The sequence below is a fragment of the Bradyrhizobium sp. Ses1 genome (genome assembly GCF_059512365.1).
This window is the reverse complement of record NZ_JCAMOQ010000029.1, coordinates 39,632-61,559: the sequence shown is the minus strand read 5'-3', so window position 1 is coordinate 61,559 and position 21,928 is coordinate 39,632. Positions and strand designations below refer to the sequence as shown.

The 21,928-nt window shown below is 62.5% G+C and carries 13 protein-coding genes and 1 tRNA gene; 8 read left to right on the top strand and 6 right to left on the bottom strand.

Annotated elements, in window-relative coordinates:
* The first annotated feature begins 18 nt into the window (after positions 1–18).
* Positions 19–95: transfer RNA gene (locus AC5ZG5_RS28095), tRNA-Met, on the top strand.
* A 285-nt stretch (positions 96–380) separates the two neighbouring features.
* Here the strand turns inward: AC5ZG5_RS28095 and AC5ZG5_RS28090 are convergent.
* The gene (locus AC5ZG5_RS28090) at positions 381–1,115 is read right to left on the bottom strand and encodes a helix-turn-helix domain-containing protein (protein ID WP_456644837.1); all 735 of its coding nucleotides are present in this window, start codon (positions 1,113–1,115) and stop codon (positions 381–383) included.
* Between the two features lie 384 nt (positions 1,116–1,499).
* On the opposite strand from AC5ZG5_RS28090, the gene AC5ZG5_RS28085 reads away from it, so the two are divergent.
* Both AC5ZG5_RS28085 and AC5ZG5_RS28080 read left to right on the top strand, forming a co-directional pair.
* Positions 1,500–2,084, top strand: a complete 585-nt coding sequence (locus AC5ZG5_RS28085) for an oxidoreductase (protein WP_456644838.1) — start codon at positions 1,500–1,502, stop codon at positions 2,082–2,084.
* A gap of 154 nt (positions 2,085–2,238) precedes the next feature.
* Positions 2,239–3,456: an ABC transporter substrate-binding protein gene (locus AC5ZG5_RS28080; RefSeq protein WP_130225206.1), complete on the top strand. Its 1,218-nt coding sequence runs from the start codon at positions 2,239–2,241 to the stop codon at positions 3,454–3,456.
* A 446-nt stretch (positions 3,457–3,902) separates the two neighbouring features.
* Here AC5ZG5_RS28080 and AC5ZG5_RS28075 read toward each other — a convergent pair whose 3' ends face one another.
* Both AC5ZG5_RS28075 and AC5ZG5_RS28070 read right to left on the bottom strand, forming a co-directional pair.
* Positions 3,903–4,172: a hypothetical protein gene (locus tag AC5ZG5_RS28075; RefSeq protein WP_130225207.1), complete on the bottom strand. Its 270-nt coding sequence runs from the start codon at positions 4,170–4,172 to the stop codon at positions 3,903–3,905.
* 64 nt (positions 4,173–4,236) lie between these two features.
* The gene (locus AC5ZG5_RS28070; RefSeq protein WP_456644870.1) at positions 4,237–4,998 is read right to left on the bottom strand and encodes a response regulator transcription factor; all 762 of its coding nucleotides are present in this window, start codon (positions 4,996–4,998) and stop codon (positions 4,237–4,239) included.
* A gap of 87 nt (positions 4,999–5,085) precedes the next feature.
* Here AC5ZG5_RS28070 and AC5ZG5_RS28065 point away from each other — a divergent pair, with 87 nt between their 5' ends.
* Entirely contained in the window at positions 5,086–7,149 is a 2,064-nt protein-coding gene (locus AC5ZG5_RS28065; RefSeq protein ID WP_456644839.1) for a sensor histidine kinase, read from the top strand.
* A 150-nt stretch (positions 7,150–7,299) separates the two neighbouring features.
* Here AC5ZG5_RS28065 and AC5ZG5_RS28060 read toward each other — a convergent pair whose 3' ends face one another.
* Positions 7,300–7,557 (bottom strand): hypothetical protein, encoded by a 258-nt coding sequence (locus tag AC5ZG5_RS28060; protein WP_456644840.1) that lies wholly within the window; start codon positions 7,555–7,557, stop codon positions 7,300–7,302.
* Positions 7,558–7,581: 24 nt separating this feature from the next.
* Between AC5ZG5_RS28060 and AC5ZG5_RS28055 the strand changes: the two genes are divergently transcribed.
* On the top strand, positions 7,582–13,707 hold the full coding sequence (locus AC5ZG5_RS28055; RefSeq protein ID WP_456644841.1) for a hypothetical protein: 6,126 nt from the start codon (positions 7,582–7,584) through the stop codon (positions 13,705–13,707).
* A 381-nt stretch (positions 13,708–14,088) separates the two neighbouring features.
* On the opposite strand, the gene AC5ZG5_RS28050 is transcribed toward AC5ZG5_RS28055, so the two are convergent.
* Positions 14,089–15,402 carry an acyltransferase family protein gene (locus AC5ZG5_RS28050; protein WP_456644842.1) on the bottom strand — a complete coding sequence of 438 codons (1,314 nt, stop codon included), beginning with the start codon at positions 15,400–15,402 and terminating at the stop codon, positions 14,089–14,091.
* Positions 15,403–15,904: 502 nt separating this feature from the next.
* On the opposite strand from AC5ZG5_RS28050, the gene AC5ZG5_RS28045 reads away from it, so the two are divergent.
* The gene (locus tag AC5ZG5_RS28045; RefSeq protein WP_456644843.1) at positions 15,905–17,608 is read left to right on the top strand and encodes a long-chain-fatty-acid--CoA ligase; all 1,704 of its coding nucleotides are present in this window, start codon (positions 15,905–15,907) and stop codon (positions 17,606–17,608) included.
* Between the two features lie 296 nt (positions 17,609–17,904).
* On the opposite strand, the gene gap is transcribed toward AC5ZG5_RS28045, so the two are convergent.
* Positions 17,905–18,912, bottom strand: a complete 1,008-nt coding sequence (gene gap / locus AC5ZG5_RS28040; RefSeq protein WP_130225214.1) for a type I glyceraldehyde-3-phosphate dehydrogenase — start codon at positions 18,910–18,912, stop codon at positions 17,905–17,907.
* A 342-nt stretch (positions 18,913–19,254) separates the two neighbouring features.
* On the opposite strand from gap, the gene AC5ZG5_RS28035 reads away from it, so the two are divergent.
* Together AC5ZG5_RS28035 and AC5ZG5_RS28030 are read left to right on the top strand one after the other, a co-directional pair.
* A complete protein-coding gene (locus AC5ZG5_RS28035; protein WP_456644844.1) occupies positions 19,255–20,760 on the top strand; it encodes an L-lactate permease in 1,506 nt (501 codons plus the stop codon).
* 129 nt (positions 20,761–20,889) lie between these two features.
* On the top strand, positions 20,890–21,900 hold the full coding sequence (locus AC5ZG5_RS28030) for a hydroxyacid dehydrogenase (RefSeq protein WP_456644845.1): 1,011 nt from the start codon (positions 20,890–20,892) through the stop codon (positions 21,898–21,900).
* The last annotated feature ends 28 nt before the right edge of the window (positions 21,901–21,928 follow it).

Below are 21,928 nucleotides of genomic sequence, written 5' to 3'. Positions count from 1 at the left end.
CCGCAACGGCGCCGCCGTGGCGGGGTAGCTCAGCTGGTTAGAGCACGGGAATCATAATCCTGGGGTCGGGGGTTCGAGTCCCTCCCCCGCTACCAGCTTTCACCACACTCCTTTGACCTGGTTTGGATAGGGCTTTTCCGAAGGCTATATTGCCGGCCTGCTCTCTCAACGGCTACGCTACCTGGGCGTCCTGGATCGCGAAACACGGTGTCTCGGCCAGGTTTAATGGCTTCTGCCGCCTCTCCATCGTCCATGAACTCGATGCCGACGATGTGTGCGCCTTCCAAAAGGAAGGCATGCAAGGCAAAAGGCTGCAGCTATGGCTATTGAGCAGCAGCGATTCGCAACAGCAAGCTTCGTTCACAACTGGCGATCCAGTCTTAGCGCGCGGAGCCACCCACGTTGCGGTATCTGCTCAAAATGCGCTGCTCGATCGATTGCATGGTGTCATCGTCCGCGCTGCCCCGTGGAGCAGAAGAAAATGAATCGCGAACTTCGCGCGGACTGACGCCGAAGCGGCGACGAAAGGCGCGGCTGAAGCTGACGTCGCTATTGAACCCGCAATCGTAGGCGAGACTGGTGATCGGGCCAGCCTCGCGCCCTTGGGTTCTTAGCTTCTGCCAGCAGCGGTCGAGCCGGCACGCCCTAATATGGGTGATGACGCCGCCTTCCTGTTCGAACAGGCGGTAAAGGGTGGATTTCGAGATACGGAAGGCCGCGCAGATGACATCCGGTCCAAGGCGCGGATCGGCGAGCCGGTCCTGGATGAATGACTGGATCGAACGCAGCACCGTTCGGCTCATCGCTTGCCGATGCTCCGGTTGCAATGGCATGGTCGCATGAAGGCTTCCGCTGGCGATTACAAACGCAGCGTCCACCGAGGCGGCGATCTCGTCTGGCGCAAGATCGGCGAGCGAGGACCACAGACCCTCGATGTGCCGGGTGAGCAACGCGGTGCCGGCGCGCCCTTCCTTCAGAACGGCTCCGTTGACGTCGCTGTCGCGCAGAAAGGCGGGCGCCATGGCGCGTGGAATGTGAAGCCGGAGACACTCGAAGGACGAGTAGGCGATCGTACTGGAGCGCGCGTGATGGGTGAAGAAGACGTCGCCGGGCAAGAGGGTCGCGGATCTTCCGTCTGCTCCGTGCGGAGGATGCGCCGAAGCAGCCGGGGCCGGCGCCGGAAAAGCTCGAGCTGCGATATCAGGGCTGGTCGGGCCGCGTGCTCTACCCCGAGCTCGCCGAGGAGCTCGGATAGCTCGCGCCGTCAAACTCAACTGGATCGGCAATACAATTAGTGGCCCTCAGGACATCCAGGCGGCAGTGACGGTGACATCGACTTCGGCGGCGCTTTCAACGGCTCTATCCTGAAGCTCGCCGCTGCGGGCGCGCCTATCAAGGCGGTCATCGCCTATCTCGGCACCGACGCGCAGACGTCAAGCGGTATCGTCACGCTTGCCTCCAGCCAGACCCAGAGCCTGATCATCACCGAGGCCGCCGACGTGGATCAGTCCAGCCACGGTTACGCAAGGACACCCGGAATCCACTCGGAAGCCCAAATGCAGGGCTGGCGCCCGGTGACCGATGAGGTTCACCGTCATGGCGGCACGATCTTTCTGCAGTTGTGGCACGTCGGCAGGATGGCCCATTCCTCGATTCTGCCGAACGGCCAGGCGCCGGTGGGCGTGACCGAGCAACGGGCAAAGGGCTCGTCGGTGTTTGCCCACGGCCCGGATGGCCGATTGGGTTATATGCCTACGGAGACGCCGAGGCCCCTCAGCACGGATGAAGTGTCGGCCATAGTCGGCACCTTTGCCAAAGCTGCCGCCAATGCACGGAAGGTCGGGTTCGATGGTGTCGAACTCCATGCAGCCAACGGCTATCTGTTCGAGCAGTTCATGAACTCGGTGCTCAATACGCGCACCGACAGTTACGGCGGGGGCCGCATGGAAGATCGCACGCGCTTCCTGATGGAAGTCTTGGAGAACACTGTAGTCAAAGGTCAAATGCCCACGCTCCGGCAGACGCTCATTCCGGGCGAACATATACCGTTGCGACGCCGATCGTTTTTGCGTCAGCTAAATTGACCCGCCACTTTTGCCCGCAGTAAAGACAACAACCTCGCGGCGGCAGCCGCGCCGCTGACACCGCCAAAGCAGCCCTCTATTGATCTAGATCAAGTAATCAATCCGGCAGGCTCGAAATCTAGGCAAGCGCGCTCCATCTAGTCGAGTTTCTGCAATGGATACGCTGCTCCGGACCCTGCTGACCATCGCTGTTGCTGTTGCCTCGTTGGGCGCGATCTCGGAGCGCGTGCGTGAGGAGGTGGCCGACAACGAAATCCGCATCGGCAATCTCATGCCGTATAGTGGAAACCTTGAGATCTTCGGGGCAATCGGCAAGGCCGAGGCGACCTATTTTGAGATGCTCAATGAGCGCGGTGGCATCAATGGCCGCAAAGTGCGCTTCATCTCCTACGATGACAAATCTGATGCGGCATCCTCCCTGAGCTTGACGCGTGCGCTTGTCGAGCAGGACAATGTTCTCCTGATGTTTGGTTCCTTCGGTACACCAGGCAATTTCGCCGTTCGCCAATACTTGAATGAAAAACAGATCCCTCAGCTGTTTGTTGCTTCCGGCGACGATCATCTCAGCGATCCAAGCTCGTTCCCATGGACAATGGGCTGGCAGCCTTCGTTCCGAGAAGAGGGACGCATCTACGCGAATTACATCCAGGCAGTGTACCCGGGAAAGAGGATCGTGGTTCTCTGGCAGAATGACTACTTCGGTCGTGAGATCATCAAGGGTCTGGAGGATGGGCTAGGAGAGATCGCCCGAATGATCAGGGTTGGTATCGCCTACGATCTTAGGGACGAACATCTAGACACACACGTATCGATCCTGAAGCGATCAGGTGCAGAAATCGTTGTCTTTGCGGGCGTAGCCTCAAACGCCGCGAAAGTGATCCGCCTGGCAGCGGACATTAATTGGCGTCCCACCTTCATCCTGAACCAGATGGCCTCGTCGATCGCAATGGCTCTAAAACCTGCCGGCTTGGACAATGCGGTAGGTGTAATCACCGCCGCATACCTCAAGGACGCCGACGATCCGGCTTGGAAGGTCGGACAGTCCGGCTCTGATTGGCAATCATTTCTGGAGAAATATCAACGAATCGGTGGCAGGGACGAAAGCGCCGCCATGTTCGGATACGCCGCCGCCGAGACGCTGGCGCAGGTGCTCAGGCAGTCTGGCAATGACTTGTCGCGTGAGAATGTCATGAAGCAGGCTGCAGCGCTAAAGGACTATCAGAGCTCAGCCCTTTTGCCCGGCATCAAGATCACCACCGGTCCATTGAATTTCCGGCCAATCAAGCACATGCGATTGGTTCAATTCGACGGCCGCACTTGGCAGCCGATTGGCGACGTTCTAGAGACGGCGTTTGCCAACCTCGATAACTAGGCATTCCCGTCCAACAGCTTTAGAGGACCGGAAATCATGGCCGAAACAAAAAACTCTCCGTAGAAGGCGCTCAGCAAGATGTGCGCCGACGATGCGACCGTATCGTGGTCTAATCGTCATGATGAGGAGATGCAACGCGCTTGATGAGGAGATCAAGCGGATGCGGGCGCAGCGGCTTCGCCTCTCGGCTGCAGTGACAGAGTTACGATCGATTAATCAACTCGCTTGCGCCGCGCCAGGCTGCCCACCACAGGTGACCGCCATTCTGGTTCTTCCTCCCTATGCGCCCCCAAACAAGCTCTGCATCCACAAGACGCTTGCAGAGATCAGCGAAATTGACTCCACGCGGCGGTTGCGCGCGGGCAGTACCATTCCGTTGCTTCAACACGCGACGTCGCAAGGCGTAACCTGGGCGTCGATGAGTCCGACACGGAAGCAAAGGCCCGTCAGCGAGCACCCAGTTTGGCTTTATTCCTGTCTCGGACAGAGAACTTGCGGGCGGCCTGCGCGACGCTTTGCGCCACCGCGTCTTGCATGAGGCGATCGATCATCGCGATCGGATCGAAGTGCTCTGAACGGCGCGGGGGAGGGGCTGCGGTCCAGTTTTCCGGTATGACCTGATCGCTTTGGTGCGACTGGCCGCTGCGCAAATTCAGATGTGAGATCCGGCTTTTGACCGCCTTATGGGCGACGAAGTCGACCCGGAAGTCAGGCATTCTCGGAAAGCGCATCTACCCACGGCGGATCGGACACGTGGGCTTTTGAACAGATCGGGCCTGCTCAGGTCCTGACGAGCGGAGCAGAGAAGCGAATCCCGACCGCATGAATGACGAGCAACGGCAGCTCGATGCTGCAATCCTGCGCCTTTTGCCGTAAACGGCGCAGGACGGCGTCGAGGCTTCGGCTTTCCACGTCCATCTCGCCGTAGCCGAGGTGCTTGGCAAGCCCGGCCCGGGCGACCGTCGCGCCCTCGGCCTGTGCGAGATATTCCAGCAGCAGCAACTCGCGTCCCGAGAGCTGCAATGACACGCCTCCGGGGGCGACGAGAAGACGGCGCTGCGTTTCGATCTGCCAAACCGCCGGCTGCCGCGCATCGATGTGCTCGGCTTTTGTAACTGCGGCAGTGTGGACGCGGCGAGCAAGATTTCTGACGGCGAGCAGAAGCTCTTCACCATCGACCGGCTTGGTCAGATAAAGGTCAGCACCCTCTGCGTAGCCTCGGATCCGGTCGTCGCGGCCGGTCCGGGCCGTCAGCATGATGATGCCTGGGCGCCTTTCAGCCGAGAGATCGCGCGCAAGCTCGAAGCCGCTCGCATCGGGGAGGTTGACGTCGAGAATGGCGATGTCGAACACGTCCGTCCGCAACGCCTTGTAAAATGAGATGGCCGAGGACAGGTCGGTCACAGTGATCCCGCTGAGCCGCAGGTATTCTGCCAAGCCCTGCCGCAGATCATGATCATCCTCCACGAGAACGACGTGGATCGGCTGACCATCGGACTTGGGCTGGTGAGCGGTTTGTCGGGGCAGGGAGCTTGTCGTCATAGGCTGCAACGAATCAGGTCAATCGTCTCGAATCATCGCATATACACGGCAGCGCCGAGTGGACAACGCCTGAGGGGATGGTTGCCGATGATCGATCGCCCGAAGGGATGCGCCAGCCTTGGCGACCTCCTTGCTATCCTGGTTTGTCTCTTCGCCCTCTGCGTCTTCGCGCGCGAGGGCGACGCGCGGGAACTGCAGCCGACGGCCATCGTCGGGCCGAGCGGCGAGTTGCCGCTGGACGGATACATGGAATTGTTCGTCGATCCGTCGCGGACCCTGGACCTGGGGGACGTGCTGAGGGCGAGCGCGCAGTTTCACCCCATTTCGGGCCACGGCATCAATCTCGGCTATACGACGGATGCAGCGTGGCTCAGGATTCGCGTGGGAGCGGGGGAGTGGCAACGTGTCCTCCTGTCGCTGACTCCTAATTTCGTCGATCTGGTCGACGTCTATGTCGCAGCCGACCGTCCCGGCCTCGCTGCCGACGATTTCAAGCACTACGCCACCGGCGATCATCGTCCTTTCTCGGCGGACGATACGCTCTCCGGGCTCGACAACGTGGTTCCGCTGCAATTGCAGCCGGATGCCGCGATGCTCGTTTATATCCGGCTGGCCAGCGTCAATTCGTCGCTCAATCTCTCGGCGGTGCTCTACTCTCCCACGGTCCATACGTTCCGTGTGACCGTCCAAGGTCTCGTCGCCGGCGCCTGGTTCGGCGGCATGGCCGTCCTGCTGATCATCCAGCTCGTCTTCTTTCATTTCGACCGCAAGCCGTCCTATCCGCTGCTCGCCTTCAGCATCCTCGGCGCGACGCTGGTCTATGTCGGCAATCTCGGCCTGTCCCGCATGCTGCTGTTTCCGAACGGCGGCTACGGCAACGACTACTTCACTGGAGGTGCGGCCTGGCTCGGGCTGCTGGCCAGCTCGCTCGCCACCGCCAGCATTCTCGAATTGCCCCAACGCCTTCCCTGGATGAACCGGATATTTCTCGCCGGAGCCGGCGTGGGTTTTATCGGGATCGTCTTCGTCGGCTTCAACGCCAACCTCGTCTTCGCGCCGTTTGGCGGCGTCGTCATTTTGATCTTGGTGACGCTCGCCCTGGTGCTCGCGTTGTTCTGTGCCAACGAGAATGGCATCGACACGCGGCTGCGCGCCGCAGCCTACTGGGTTCTCTGGTTCGGCGTGGCGGGAACGGTGGTCCAGCGCGCCGGCTTCGTGGAGCTGCCGGACTGGGTTGCGCATACCTATGCGCTGCCGGTCCTCCTGCAAATGGTGTTGCTGTCGGGAGCGGTGGCGGTGCGCCTGCGCTCCGCGGAAGCCATGAACGCCGCCATGAGCACCGAGATGCTGCTCGCCGCGCAGGCCGCGGAACGCCGCGCCGTCGCCATGGTCGAGGAGAAGACCCGGGAGCTCGCCGCAGCCAAGAAGATCGCCGAGGACGCCCTGCGCGCCGAACTGCAGTCGCAAGAGCAACAGGTGCGGTTCATGGAGGTGATCTCGCATCAGTATCGCACGCCGCTCGCCACGATCCGCTCCAATATCGACGGCATCGGCCTCAGCTTGCCCGTGGAGGACCAAGCCAATCACGACCGCCTCAAGCGTGTGCGCCGCGGCATCGTACGGCTGATCGAAACGCTCGAGGTGAACCTGACGCGCAGCCGCTTGCAGGGGCCGTCCTTCTCACCGCAACTGGTTCGGACGTCCTTGCAGGATGTCGTCTTGGCCAGCGCAGCTCGCGCCAACGACCTGCTTCAAGCCGACATTCTGACGGATGCTGCCCCACGAGCGGCGGATGCATCGATTATGGCCGATCCAGAGATGCTCGGCATCGCCATCATCAATCTCCTCGAGAACGCGGTGAAATTCTCTATCCACATGAAGGGGGATCCTGTGATCCTCTCATGCTCGATCGCGGGAGATAGCGGCGTGATCGCTGTCACCGACAAGGGCATTGGCATCCCGCCCGACGAGATCGTCGGAATCATGCGCCGATCGGTGCGCGGCTCCAATGCTCGACATGTCGAGGGCACGGGCATCGGCCTATCGCTCGTCTCCCGCATCGCGGGCGCCCACGGTGGAACGATTGAGATCGACAGCAAGGTCGGTGTCGGCACCACGATCCGAATCATCGTGCCGCTGCCTTCGACCTGATTCGGCGCCGCGACGCCTCAGAAGCGGTTCGATGCAGCTCTCCTGATCACGCTGAACATGTGCCCTGTCGGTCACCCGTTGCAGAAGTTTCGTGGCGTTGCGACGAGGCAACATGTTTCGTTCCAAGACGTTTCCGCATGTTCCAATGCGTTACAAATCGCTCCAACTCGCTTCTGTTGCACTCACGCCCGCAGCTTTAACCTCCTGCAAGCTCGCAGACAGCTTCTCGCCTGAGAGACGATCGAGCGCCGCGTTGGGGTTTCGTTCAACAACTCGGCTGTCCACCGCGTACGCGCCAGATGCAACGGACTCTCCAAGCAGCGGCGCGAAGGTTTCGTACACCCTATTGGTTTCGCGACCGCGGAGATGATCTTGCAGACGATCGCCTATCGGCACAATTTTTGTCATCGGCCCCTCGTTTCCGGGCATCGCTTGAGTCTCAGCGCCGGCGTCAGCTCGCTGGCGCTCATTCTGGCGCTGCAGCCTGCAGGGGCCCAGACTTATTATCCCGGACAGCGCAACAGCCTGTTCGTCATCCCCGCGCCGGTGAACGGTCGTGCCGCCTATACGGAAGGCTTCATTTGGGAGACATTGTACCAGGCGACCTCCGGTCAGGCGGGCCCGTCTCTCAACATCATCAATAATTCCTGGATTCTCAACAAAGATCCAACCCAGGTTATCTGGCGGCAGGCGATCGCACCCTCGGTGGTGATCGGCTCCGAGGGCGGCAAAGGCGGTGACGGCCTGAAGCGGGATGCGGAGGCCGCGGCCGGCGGAGCCGGTGGCAACGTTACGGTCGTCCACAATGCGAGCATGGCGCTCAGTACGGCGGAGGCGACCATGCTGACGTCCCTGGTGTCGATCTACTCCCGGGGCGGCAAGGGAGGCGCCGGCGTTGTCGGCGATCTCGACGGTCGGTCCGAGCTTTATGCCTCGGCCGGTGGGGGCGGGGCGGGTGGCGACGTCACGGCGACCGTCCAGAAGGGTATCGACACCCAGGGGGACTATGTCGGAGCGCTTCATGTGATGTCCCGCGGGGGCAATGGCGGTGATCACGGCCGGATCGACGAGGACGAGCCGCAGACGCCCCGTGCTGGCACTGGCGGATACAGCGGTCTCGTTTCGGTGACGCTCGGCAAAGACGCCAAACTCACTACGACCGGCAAGGCCGCAGCGGCGATCGTGGTGGAGTCGATCGGGGGCGACGGCTCCAATTCGGCCAATGCGCAGGACACCCGCGGCGGGGTCGCGGGCAACGCCTATGCAGGCTCTGACAGGAGATCGATTCTTTATAGCAATGCTGGCGCGGTCTCGACGGCGGGGGAATTTGCGCCCGGCGTGCTGTTGCAGAGCGTCGGCGGCGCCGGCGGGAAGGGCGGCTCCGCGGCGGTGTCCGGACGCGGAACGCCGGGCGGCGCCGGTGGACATGGCGGCAACATCATAGGGCTCCAGACCGGCAGGATCGACACCAAAGGGGCCTACAGCTACGGCATGGTGGCCCAGTCGGTCGGCGGTGCCGGTGGTGCAGGAGGTAACGGTCTGGCATCTGGCGGGGCAGGCGGGGCGGCCGGGAGCGGCGGTAGCATCGACCTCACCGTCGCCGACCAGATCCGCACTGCGGGCAAAGGCGCTACCGCGGTCGTGGCGCAATCGGTCGGTGGCGGCAAAGCCGTTCAGGCCTTCCAGTCCGATCTTCTGGCACCGCCGGTCGGTGGAGGCGGTGCGGGCGGGTCGGGTCTATTCCTCTGGCTCAGCAGCGGTGGCGTCGGCGGAACGGGCGGCGATGGCGGCGCAGTGACGGTCAACAACAACGGCGATCTGTGGACAGATGGCGTCGGCGCAGCCGGCATCCTGGCGCAGAGCATCGGCGGAGGCGGTGGAGGTGGTGGCGAGGCCACGGCCTTCGGCCTTGGCTTCGGCGTCTCACGGGGCGGCAGCGGTGGCGGCGGCGGTAATGGCGGCACCGTCACGGTCAACAGCCGTCGGGGCAGCATCGGCTATTTCCTGGGCGGCATTCATACCCGTGGTGCCGATGCTGCCGGCATCATCGCGGAATCCATCGGCGGCGGGGGCGGCTCGGGCGGCGAAGCCGTCACCGTCGTGGGCGGCACCTTGGTCACGTCCGCGACGGCTCTCGGTGGTTCGGGCGGCGATGGCGGCTCCGGCGGCACGGTTCTCATCGACAACGGCTGGGCCGTTTCCACCTCGGGGGTACGCTCCCATGGCATTCAGTCGATGAGCATTGGTGGCGGCGGAGGCGATGGCGGCGCCTCGTATGCGGCAGCCTATTCCAAGGCAGTCGAGAAGCGGCTGCCCAATATCGCGGTCGCGGTCGCGGTCGGCGGCTCAGGCGGCAAGGGTGGCCAGGGCGGCGCCGTCACCGTGACCAATTCCGGGGCCGTGTCGACCAGTGGCAATGATGCGTTCGGCATCATGGGCATGAGCATTGGTGGCGGCGGCGGCGACGGCGGCATTTCCGACGTCAGCGCCACGGCGAGCGGGTCCTCGGTTGTCGGCGTGGCCGTGGGCGTCGGCGTCGGTGGAACCGGGGGCGGCGGCGGTACTGGAGGAGCCGTAACCATCGTCAGTGGCAACAGAGTCACCACGTCCGGAGATCAGTCCATCGGCATTGTCGGCTACAGCATTGGCGGTGGCGGCGGTGCCGGCGGCAGCGCCGACGTGACCGGCACCACGTCCGGTAAGGGTTTCTCGGTCGCGGTGAACGTTGCCGTCGGTGGGAAGGGCGGCAGCGGCAATACCGGCGGCACCGTCAAGATCACCAATAATGGAACGATCGAGACCCAGGGCTATGCGGCGTCCGCGATCCATGCGCTCAGCGCCGGCGGGGGCGGAGGCTATGGCGGCGCCGGGATGGCCAGGTCCGCAGGGTCGGATTCGTCGCAGCCCAAACCCAGCGACTCAGCGCGCATCACCGCGGCGGTCAATGTGGGCGTCGGTGGCGCCGGTGGCAGCGGGTCGAATGGAGGACTCGTCGAGGTCACGAACAACACGGCGATCACGACCCGCGGGGTTGATGCCAGGGGCATCCTGGCCCAGAGCATCGGCGGCGGCGGCGGCGTAGGCGGCGCGGGCACGGCGCACAGTGCCAACAACGTGCAGGTCAACGTAGCGGTCGGTGCGACTGGCGGCGGCGCGAGCGACGGCGGCGACGTGGTCGTGAACAACGGCGGGACCGCGGCCGCTATCATCACCACCTACGGCAACGGCGCCTACGGCATCCAGGCGCAGTCGGTCGGCGGCGGTGGCGGCAGCGGCGGCTCGGCCTCTGCCGATGCGGGAGATTCCACGTTGGCTCTGCTTGGCAAGACGCTTGCCGCAAACGGCTTCAAGGCGCTCGCCCAGAAGGTACTGCCCAAATTCTCCGCCAAGCACGGTATCAAGCCGTCCTTCCCGATCTCCGTCGCCGGCAACGATACCGTGGGAGGTACGGGAGGTTCGGGCGGCAACGGCAAGTCCGTCACAGTCACCAACTGGGGTGAGATTTCCACCAATGGCCAGGTGGCCACGGCGGTGTTCGCGCAGTCGATCGGCGGTGGCGGCGGCAATGGCGGCGCCTCCACGGTTGGTGGCGGTGCGCTCCTCGCGAACATGAAGATCGCCAGCGGCGGCAGCGGCGGCGTGGCCGGCGATGGCGGCGCCGTCACGGTGACCAATGGATTCACCGGCAAGATCAGCACAGGGGGGGCCTCCTCGTACGGCATCTTTGCCCAATCCATCGGCGGTGGTGGCGGGCAGGCGACCGTCGGCGCGGATCGTTCGGGTTTCTCACTCGACCGGCCCGCGCTGTTGGCCGGCGGTAACGGGTCGCGTGGAAATGGCGGCGCGGTCAAGGTCACCAATGCAGGGAGCATCGTCACCGGCGGCGCGCAATCCCACGGCATTGTCGCCCAGTCCATCGGCGGCGGTGGCGGCCTCGTGGCGCTCAACTCCATGGATGCCTTCGAGGTTCTGAGCCTCAAGACTGCGCTGACCCAGGCCGAGAAAGATACACTGAAGCGTTATGGCCTGGACGTCGACCAAGCCATCAGGGAAGCCGAATCCGCGAAAGCTGCAGCCAAGCCGGGGACCGACACCCTCACCCTTCAACTTGGCGGCACGGGCGGTGCGAACGGCAACGCCGCCGCGGTGACAATCGAACATGCGGGATCCATCACGACGACTGGCGGCAATGCCTTCGGCATCCTCGCGCAGTCCATCGGCGGCGGCGGCGGTTTCATGTCAGACGGATCGGGGCCCGGCATCAACACGCTGGAAGTGTCCGGTCGCCTGGGCGGGTCCGCCAACAGCTTCGGGGATGGCGCCGAGGTTTCTGTCAGACTCGGCGCGGGAAGCAGCATCCAGACGACGGGTGTGGGCTCTGTCGGCATCCTCGCTCAGAGCATTGGCGGTGGCGGCGGCTATACCGGTGCACTCAATTCGGAGGATGCGACCTATGCGAATCTCCTGGCGCAGAGGGATCCGTCATCCGGGCGCGGCGGCGGTACCCTGGTTTCGATGGCGAACACTGCTGCCAGGATGTCGATCCAAACACATGGCAAGAACGCGCATGGCGTCTTCGCGCAGAGCGTCGGCGGCGGTGGCGGCGCGGTCGGCACGGCCGAGGGGATCGTGTTGCCGACGCAGATCGGCGACACGACCAACCGCAACAAGGCAACCCGCGGCGGCGGCCTGATCGAGATCGACCTCAAGGGCTCGATCAGGACGACCGGGGAAAATTCGGTCGCCATCTATGCCCAGAGCGGCGCGCAGGGCGGCGCGGGGCGGGTTGTGGCAGGCACGGGTTCGGACATCAGAGTCAACTTCCAGGGCGTGCTCGCGGGTGGCTCCGGGACCGGTGCTGCGGTCCAGATCGATGGCGGCGGTGCCAATGCGATCGAGTTCCAGGCCGGGTCCGACGTCAGCGCCGGCTCGGGCGTGGCAGTGTTGGCCAGCCACGGCCAGGACCGGCTGGACAACTGGGGGTTGTTATCCGGCGACGTGAATCTTGCCGTCGGCAACACCGGAGAGGTCAACACATTTAACAACCGCCTTGGCGGCACCTATACCAGCTCCGCCCGTGGGATCGTAAATGTTGGAGCCGCAGGGACGTTCCGGAACGAGGGGACCTTCAATATCGGCGGCATCAACGCCATCGCCACTGCAAATGTCATTGGCACTTATGTACAGACCGAGGCCGGCTCGTTGCTGATGGATGTCAGCCGCACCCCTGCGGGGGCCAAAAACGATCTCGTACAGCTGACGGGCTCGCTCGGCGGCACCATCAAGGTGAACGTCGTGGACGGCCTCATGCCGGGCCGTTTCGCCGTGGCCGAGGTGAGCGGGACCACCAACAACCTCAAAGCGGCCGGGGCGCATGGCAACTTCAGCCCCTTTAACTGGTCTGTCCAACGCGAGGGAAGCCGGATCTTCATCGACCCCGCCGCGAATATCCGGGCCCCCCAAGGGGTGGATATGACCGCCAGCGAGGATGCCGCCATGGCCTATCTCCAGCGGGCCTGGGAGTCCGGCAAGATCTCGCAGTCCAATGCATCGCTGTTTGGAAAGCTGGCCAATGTCAGCTCAGTGGACGACTATACCCGCTCGATCGACAGCATTACACCTGAGGAGTCGCTTGGCGCGCTGTCCAACCAGACCCTGGGCGCCCTTACATCCATCAAGATGTCGCTCAGTTGTCCGATCTTCACCGGCGCGGGCACGATGATGCAGGAGACCGATTGCAGCTGGGCCCGTGTCACCGGCGCCTGGACCAGGCAGACCGAAAGTGCTGATGCGAGCGGCTATCACCAGAATGCCGAGACCTACCGCGTCGGTGCGCAGCGCGAGATCGCCGACGGCTGGTTTCTTGGCGCGACCGCCGGCCTGACGCAATCCGCTCTGTCTGACAGCGACAGGCTGTCGAGGACGAACGGCGTCGCTGGCGACGTTGCGGTCTCGCTGAAACATCAGATCGGCCCATGGCTGCTCGCGATGTCCGGCCACATGGGTTACGGTACGTTCGAGACGCAACGGCTTCTCGACGTCGGACCGAGCGTCTGGCTCGCGAACGGCACCTCGCACATTTGGACGGCCGCCGCCCGCGTCCGCGCCAGCTACGAGCTGGCTTATTCCAACTGGTACATCAAGCCCTATACCGACCTCGACCTGCTCTACACTGCCATGCCGGGCTATACTGAGCACGGCATGGGGGGCATGGACCTTCATTTCTCGTCCGCACGCCAATGGAATGTGGCAGTGAGCCCATCGCTCGAAATCGGCGGCCGGCTGGACGTCGATCCGCAGGCTTGGCTGCGGCCCTATGCGTCGGTGGGTATGACTTTCTTCGCCAGGGACAGCATGGATATCGGCGTCACCTTCGGCAATGCGGCTGACGCGGGCTTCATTACCCAGGCGAAGCTTCCCGCAACGCTGGTCAATGTTACCGCGGGGCTGCAGATCTTCTCGACGAAGGGCTACGAGCTGCGCACGGAATACTCGGCCGGTTTCAGCAGGAACTATATTAGCCAGGAGGCCAGCCTTCGCCTCGCTGTACCGTTCTAGATTACGGCACGGCGGGATTTGGACTCGATGCTGCCAACGTGAAGGGCCAAGCCTGATATCGGCAGGCCGCTGTGGCGTCGATCCGCGACTGCTTAATCAGCGGGTCCCAGGTTCGAGCCCTGGTGCGCCCACCATCGCGAGAAGGCGTCTTAATAATTTGTGGGAGCGGTCGCCGAGAACAAAGCGGATCTCGCGCGACGTTTTTGTGGTCGGACGCGCCACGGCCAAATTGCCGTGCGGCTTCTCGTTTTGTTTCTGTATCTTCACCCCATTCGATACAGCGCGCAGAACCGCTGGTACACAGGCCGATCACGTGCTCGTCGTAGGACAGGATATTAGAGCGAGAAAAACGGACAATCTGTTCTGTGCGTTGCCGCAGGGTTAGATTACACTGCGCGACGCACCGATCCTGCTTGCGATAAGGCTGATGCCCATCAGCGCGAGCGCGAGACCCCACACGTTCAATCCAAGCCTCCCGTATCCACCAACTCCCTGCGCCGCAAGCAGCGCAAGGCCGGTGCCGGTCATGAGGGCGCCGAGCACGTAGCGCCACGCGGGCGCCGGTGCGCCCGCGGTCGCGCGCGGCCGCTCAAAGCGTCCAAATGCTATAACAAGAGGAATAAGCGCCATCGCATTCGCTGCGAGCCACGGGAACCGCGACCACCACCACTCGGAGCTTCCCGGCTCAAGCCGTAGACCGAAGCCGCCGGCGAGATAGGCTGCGAGGATCACAAGGGTGGTGGCCGTCAGGTGCCAAATAAACAGCGTCATGATGTTGCCATTCATCGCCACGGTTGCCGTCCACGCTATGCGGCCAGCCAGCCAGCGGCGCGCGGGTACCTGCGCGGCAAGCAGCAACCCGCCCTGCATGATTGCGAGCGCTATCAGCGTGACCTTCGGCGGTGTCGTGGTGCTGACCGGATCGCCGGGGACGCCAATCATCGAGACAGGATAAGGCCCGATGTGTACCAGCAAAAGTAGCACGGCAAAGCCCAAAGCGGCGCCGACTAGCAGTGTCCTGAGCTCGGAAAATCGCTCGTCGAGCCACGCATAACCGAGCATGGAGATTGCACCCCAGACGAACAGATAGTTCGCGAAGCCAAGCCAGCGCAAACCGACGGCAAAGTACATGACATCGACAGCAACTGCAGCGGCTGTCAAAGCCCAGAACGATCCCATACCAAATCGGGCCCATGCAGCCTCCGTGGCCGGCACGAGCAGAACAATTCCGATGTACACCGCGAGGAACCAGATTGGTATGAACGCAGCCTGCGAGCCATAGCTGATCAGCTCCGGCCGCACGCCGCGGGCGTACTCAATTGCAACGATCGCCGCCCAAACCGTGAGCAGTGGGAGGATTGGCCACACGAGACGCCGCAACCGGCCTTCAAGCCAGGCTGCATATGATTTGTCGTCCCGTCGCGCGGCACGCCAACTGACGCCGTTCGCGTATCCGCCGACCATGAAGAAGATCGGCATGACCTGCACGACCCATGTGAGCCAAGCGGTCCACGGAACGACCGTCAGGATATGGGATGTCTTCAACGTGTCGGTTGCGTCGAAATAAGGCGCGGCGGCCAGCCAGTGCCCGACAATCACCACCAGCATCGACATAGCTCGCAGGAAGTCGACGTAGCGGTTTCGGGACGCGGGCGTCCGGTCAGCAAGCTCGGCAGCACGGGACCAAGCCGACATGATCATTCTCCAACCTGCCGTCCAGCCTGTGTGACCAAGTCAACATGAGCAAGTCAACGGATTGGCGCTCGTGAGCATCCTCCGCGACCTTAGCTCGATCGAAGCGGGTTGCAAACGCGGACGGTCCGGAGCTCTCTCGACGTTTGCTGCTTGGATGCATAGTCCATCGCGGCTGCGGGACCGTAAGCCTGAAATCGCCGAATAAGCACTACGGTCAAATTGGTGGCATGGACCACTGATTGTGGGCCAATGCCGCCAATTTGAAGTTCCCTGCAGCATTTGCCGCAAGCTCGTTCAGGAACTTCAAATCAGAAAACGGCATTAGAATCATGAATTTGTTGACGCACGTTACTTCCGAGGTTCGTCTCAAAATTGTTGTCGTGTTTTACGAACTTCGGAAGTGAGGCACTGGCCGCACTTGCCGGTAGCCAATGGAAAGCCGACACTTCCAGAGGCCTGACCGGCCGAGGCGCAGTATCTACCGGCCGTCGGGAGGAGTGCCATGGAGCGCATCTGGCTCAAGCACTACCCGCCGGGGGTTTCGGCGGAGATCGATCCGTCGCGATACGCATCGCTCGCTGCGATGCTCGAAGAAAGTTTTGCCAAATATCGCGAGCGCACCGCCTTCATCTGCATGGATAGGGGGCTGACCTACGGTGAAACCGACGAGATGTCACGCGCTTTCGGGGCTTGGCTGCAGGGCAGAGGCCTGGCGAAGGGTGCACGCGTCGCCATCATGATGCCGAACGTGCTGCAGTATCCGGTGGCGATCTGCGCCGTCCTTCGTGCCGGCTTCACCGTGGTGAACATCAACCCCTTGTACACGGCGCATGAGCTCGAGACTCAGCTCAAGGATGCCGGCGCCGAAGCCATCATCGTGCTTGAGAACTTCGCGCATACCCTGCAGCAGGCAATCGACAAGACCAGCATTAAACACGTTGTCGTTGCCTCCATGGGCGACCTCCTGGGCTTGATGAAAGGCACGATCGTCAATCTGGTGGTACGGTGGGTGAAGAAGATGGTGCCGGCCTACTCGCTGCCGGGCGCAACGCCGTTCAATGCGGCCCTCGCGGCCGGCAAGAACATGACGTTGACCAAGCCGCAGCTCGGATCCGACGATCTCGCATTCCTGCAATACACCGGCGGGACCACGGGCATCGCCAAAGGCGCGATGCTGTTGCATCGCAACGTAGTCGCCAACATGCTGCAGATCGACGAATGGCTGAAGCCGGTATTGGAGAACGAGCCGAAGGTCGATCGTCTGACCGTCATGGCGGCGCTGCCGCTCTATCATATCTTCGCGTTGACGGCATGTTTCCTGCTCAGCGTCCGTACCGGCGGCCAAAACATTCTCATCCCAAACCCGCGCGATATTCCCAGCCTCATTGAGGAGCTTGCCAAGTACAAGGTCAACCATTTTCCGGCGGTGAACACGCTTTACAACGCGCTGCTCAATCATCCGGATTTCGGCAAGATCGACTGGAGCATGCTCAAGTGCGCTGTCGGCGGCGGCATGGCGGTGCAGAAATCGGTGGCGGACCGTTGGTTCAGGACCACGGGCTCGCCGCTGTGGGAAGGTTATGGCCTGTCGGAGACGTCGCCGGTCTTGACCTGCAATCCGCCGACCGCACCCGAATGGGACGGCACCATCGGGCTGCCGATGCCGTCAACGGACATCTCGATTCGCGACGACGACAACAACGAGGTGCCGCTTGGGGAGCCGGGCGAGATCTGCGCGCGCGGCCCGCAGGTGATGCCGGGCTACTGGAACCGTCCGGATGAGACGGCCAACGTCTTTACTCCCGACGGCTTCTTCCTCACTGGCGATATCGGCATCATGGACGAGACCGGCCGGACTCGGATCGTCGATCGCAAGAAGGACATGATCACGGTGTCCGGGTTCAAGGTCTATCCGAGCGAGGTCGAGGCGGTGGTGTCGAGCCACCCGGGAGTGCTCGAATGCGGAGTGATCGGCATCTCCGATCCGCGCTCCGGCGATGCGGTGAAGCTGTTCGTCGTCAAGAAGGATCCAAACCTCACCGAAGCGGCCCTGATCGCCTACTGCCGAACGCGGCTCACACCCTACAAGGTGCCGCGGCTGGTGGAGTTCAGGACCGAGCTGCCGAAGACCAATGTCGGCAAGATCTTGCGCCGGCAGTTGCGCGACGAGTCGGCAGGCTTCACTACCGTCGGCTTCCCTGGCTAACCTCCCGTTTGGCAGCGCGAGCTTCGATCCTGCGCCCGCGGGGGATTGCAGGTGCGTAGCGCGACGCGCAGCATCGGGCATTCCGCCGACAACAAATGGTTCACCCGGCTTGTGTTTGCTGCCGCCATCGTCGAGGCGGTGGAGAAACTCGACCTCACTTACCCGATGATCGATCCTGAGAAGAGAATGGAGTTGCAAACGATACGCGCGGCCCTGAGCCGCGAGAAATGGGGACAGTCCCATATCGAGCAATCTCGTCGGGCACCTTCGCTCCGCGATCCGCCCTCAGTCTCGGTTCAGATCAGCTTCCCCATCGCTACGGCGGTATCCGCCATGCGGCACGAGAATCCCCACTCGTTATCGTACCATGACATCACGCGTACCAGCGTGCCATCCATGACCTTCGTCTGATCCATGTGGAAGACGGAGCTGTGCGGATCGTGGTTGAAGTCGATGGAAACATTTGGATCGTTGGTATAGCCGAGAATCCCGTTAAGCTGCTGGTCGGCGGCGCGCTTGATCGCGGCGTTCACCTCGTCCTTCGATGTCGCCTTCTTGGCGACGAATTTGAAATCGACCACCGAGACATTCGGCACCGGGACACGAATGGCGACACCGTCGAGCTTGCCGTTCAGTTCCGGTAGCACGAGGCCGACCGCCTTTGCCGCGCCTGTTGACGTCGGGATCATCGACATCGCCGCCGCTCGCGCGCGGTACAAGTCTCTGTGCAATGTATCCAGCGTCGGCTGGTCGCCAGTATAGGCATGGATCGTTGTCATGAAGCCCCTTTCGATCCCGATCGCATCGTTGAGCACCTTGGCAACCGGCGCCAGACAGTTGGTCGTGCATGAGGCGGCGGAGACGATCTTGTGCTCCTTCGACAGCCCGTCGTGATTGACGCCGTAAACCACCGTGAGATCGGCGCCGTCGGCCGGCGCCGAGACAAGAACGGCCTTTGCACCTGCTTTGAGATGAGCGGAAGCTTTGCTTTTTGAGTTGAAGACGCCCGTGCATTCGAGCGCAATGTCAACGCCCAGGTCCTTCCATGGCAGGTCCGAGGGATCCTTGATCGCGGTGACTTTGACTTTGCCGTTGCCGACGCTGATGGCGTCGCCTTCGACCTTGACTTGCCCTGGGAAGCGGCCGTGCACGGAATCATATCGTAGAAGGTGCGCGTTGGTCTCCACGGGCCCGAGATCATTGACAGCGACCACCTCGATATCCTTGCGGCCCTCCTCGATGATGGCGCGGAGAATGTTACGGCCGATGCGGCCGAATCCGTTGATGGCGACGCGAACGGTCATTTTCGGCTCCCTTCTTGGCACTACGCTCCGACACTGTTTCCTGTCGGGATAGGGACGATACTAGTTTCGATGATTTCAGACGGTGGGCATTGTCGTGCGGACGGCCCTATGCGACTGCCTGCCTCCTTTTGATCCGGACACTTGGCCCCGGGGCATGATGGAACTCGCTTTAGGCGTGTCTGCTGGCCGTATGAGTTCTGACGCTTCAAGGTCGATTATCAGCGTGGCGCCCGTCTGCGGCTCTACTGTGGGCTATCCGAGATGGCCTGTATAATGGCATTTAATCGGGCTCGCGATTGATGGTTCCTTGCAGCGAACCAAATCAAATGCACGGAAAGCGGAATGGCAGCCTTCGTCTCGATCGCCCCACTCGCTCTGATCGTTCTTCTCATGGCCGTATTGCGGTGGTCGGCGGCCAGCGCGGGACTGGTCGGACTCGTGGCGGCCGCGGCTGGCGCAATCGGATTCTTTGGCTTCGGAACGCGCATCTACGCTGAGCAGGGCATCGCCAGAGTGCTCATCGGAACCGGTGCGGAGGCAGCTTTCTCGGCCGCTGACATCGTGTGGATCATCCTGCCGGCTCTGTCCCTCTATGAGCTGCAGCAGCGCTCAGGCGCGATCGATGCCATCCGCAGGGGATTGATGAGTTTGTCCTCGGACGAGACCCTGCTTGCCCTCGTCATCGCCTGGTTCTTTGCGTCGTTCATGGAAGGAGCGGCGGGGTTCGGCACACCTATCGCCCTGGCTGCGCCTCTTCTGGTCAGTCTCGGCTACACACCCGTCGTGGCGGTCGCTTTGCCGCTCATTGGTCATGTCACAGGCACTTCGTTTGGCGCGCTCGGCACTCCGATCTTGGCGCAGGCCGACGTGTCAGGCATCAGCGGCAGCAGCATCGCCCCGCCGACGGCCTTGCTGCATGCGAGCCTGGCGCCATTGCTGGTGCTTTCGATCGTGTTCATCGCGAGCAAAGCGCGATTCCAGGTGAAATACGCGGCATGGGCCATCGTCGCCGCCATTTGTTTCCTGCTGCCGTACCTGGTCTTGGCCATGTGGGTAGGACCAGAGCTGCCGACGATCGGCGGAGCGCTGGCCGGCGGATTGGCATTTGCTTTTGTCCTCAGACGGATGCATCCGCAGCAAGCTGAAACTCTGGATGCGAGATCGCTTGCCATTGCTGCTCTACCATATGCCGTGCTGGTCGGCTTGATCCTCGTGACGCGTCTCGTTCCGCAGATCCGCGATCCGCTCCGGCAGATTGTGCTCGAATGGGGGTTGCCCGGACCGTTCAGCGGACGCGTCGAGCTCCTCTATCATCCCGGGACCATGCTGCTCGCAGGATTTCTGTTCGGCGGCCTCTTGCAGGGATGCAAGATTGCCGATCTGGCCGGTGCCGTCACTGCTGCTATCCGTCGACTGGTTCCCGTCGCCGCTGCCTTGTTCTCGATGCTCGCGATAGCGCGGCTGATGGTCCATGCGGGCATGATAGAGGCACTGGCGGAAACGGCTACACGGACCGGTCAGGCGTGGCCGCTGCTTGCGCCTTCAGTTGGGGCAATCGGCTCCTTCATCACGGGATCGACAACCGTCTCCAACATCCTCCTGACGGATCTTCAGCAGGCAACCGCTGCCGGGCTCGGCTTGCCGATGTTGGCACTGATCGCCGCCCAGGGATTCGGAGCTGCCGTCGGCAATTGTGCGGCGCTGCACAACATCATCACGGGCGCTGCCACGGTCGGCCTGCAAGGACGTGAAGGCGATATTTTGAGGAAAACGGGACCAGTTTGTCTTGGATACCTTGCGCTGGGAGGCGTTCTTGCGCTGACGTTCGCGCGATGGTTCCCGTTTTAGAAGTGGCCGCTTTGTTCCATCGGATGGCAGCGGCTGGACTGATTCCTGCCGTCATGTAAGGTTGCATCTGGATTGGACCGCATAAGCTCATCGGAGCTATGAACCCGTGCTCAGACCCGGGAGGCCATCATGAACATTGTCGTGTTCGAAACCGAGGAATGGGAGCGACAAGCCTTCCTGCGCCTTGAGCCAAGCCATCGCGTGCGCTGCGTTGCTGAGCCGCTGGACCAACGGAACGCGGCTGACTTCTCCGAGGCCGAAGTTGCCAGCCCATTCATCAACTCGCGGTTTGACGCAGCAGCCCTCGCACAGTTCCCGAGGCTAAAGCTGATAGCGACGCGATCGACGGGATACGATCACATCGATCTCAGCTACTGCGCCGCACACGGCATCATCGTGTCGAACGTGCCTGACTATGGCGATTCCACCGTGGCCGAGCACGTCTTCGCTCTGCTGTTGGCAGTTGCGCGCAATCTCGTGGAGTCGGTGGAGCGGACGCGGCGCGGGCGGTTCACGCAGACCGGGCTACGCGGCTTTGAGCTCCGCGACGGGACAATCGGCGTCATCGGCACCGGCCGGATCGGGATTCGCGTGATCGAAATCGCACGCGGCTTCGGCATGAATGTTCTTGCTTACGACCTCCGACCGGACGAAGCGGCCGCCATCCGGCTCAAGTTTTCCTACGCGAGCCTCGACAAACTGTTGTCGGATTCGGACGTCGTGACGCTGCACGTGCCCGCAACGTCCGGCACGGCCAGCATGCTCTCGGATCGCGAGCTCGCCCGCATGAAGCCGGATGCAATCCTGATCAATACGGCACGCGGACATATCGTTGACGTTGAAGCGCTGGTGCGGGCGCTGGCTAACGGCAGGCTCCGCGGCGCCGGCCTCGACGTTCTGCCGCAGGAGCCCCTGATCCGCGAGGAGGCGGCGATCTTCCACCAGGACGCAGTTCGGGACGCCGATGATTTCAAGGCACTGGTTGCGAACCATGTGTTGCTGCGCTTTCCCAATGTGGTGGTGACGCCGCACAATGCGTACAACACCGAGTCGGCGCTGCAGCGCATCACCGCGACGACGCTTGCCAATATCGAGGCGTTTGCGCGCGGGACGCCGCAGAACGTCGTGTCCGCGCATTGAAAGTTCGCGGCGCCGCGAGTGCTCGCGT

Coding starts and splice junctions, on each gene's coding strand:
- AC5ZG5_RS28080 (WP_130225206.1), top strand. CDS start 2,239: ATGGATACGCTGCTCCGGACCCTGCTGACCATCGCTGTTGCTGTTGCC.
- AC5ZG5_RS28075 (WP_130225207.1), bottom strand. CDS start 4,172: ATGCCTGACTTCCGGGTCGACTTCGTCGCCCATAAGGCGGTCAAAAGC.
- AC5ZG5_RS28070 (WP_456644870.1), bottom strand. CDS start 4,998: ATGACGACAAGCTCCCTGCCCCGACAAACCGCTCACCAGCCCAAGTCC.
- AC5ZG5_RS28065 (WP_456644839.1), top strand. CDS start 5,086: ATGATCGATCGCCCGAAGGGATGCGCCAGCCTTGGCGACCTCCTTGCT.
- AC5ZG5_RS28060 (WP_456644840.1), bottom strand. CDS start 7,557: ATGACAAAAATTGTGCCGATAGGCGATCGTCTGCAAGATCATCTCCGC.
- AC5ZG5_RS28050 (WP_456644842.1), bottom strand. CDS start 15,402: ATGTCGGCTTGGTCCCGTGCTGCCGAGCTTGCTGACCGGACGCCCGCG.
- AC5ZG5_RS28045 (WP_456644843.1), top strand. CDS start 15,905: ATGGAGCGCATCTGGCTCAAGCACTACCCGCCGGGGGTTTCGGCGGAG.
- gap (WP_130225214.1), bottom strand. CDS start 18,912: ATGACCGTTCGCGTCGCCATCAACGGATTCGGCCGCATCGGCCGTAAC.
- AC5ZG5_RS28035 (WP_456644844.1), top strand. CDS start 19,255: ATGGCAGCCTTCGTCTCGATCGCCCCACTCGCTCTGATCGTTCTTCTC.
- AC5ZG5_RS28030 (WP_456644845.1), top strand. CDS start 20,890: ATGAACATTGTCGTGTTCGAAACCGAGGAATGGGAGCGACAAGCCTTC.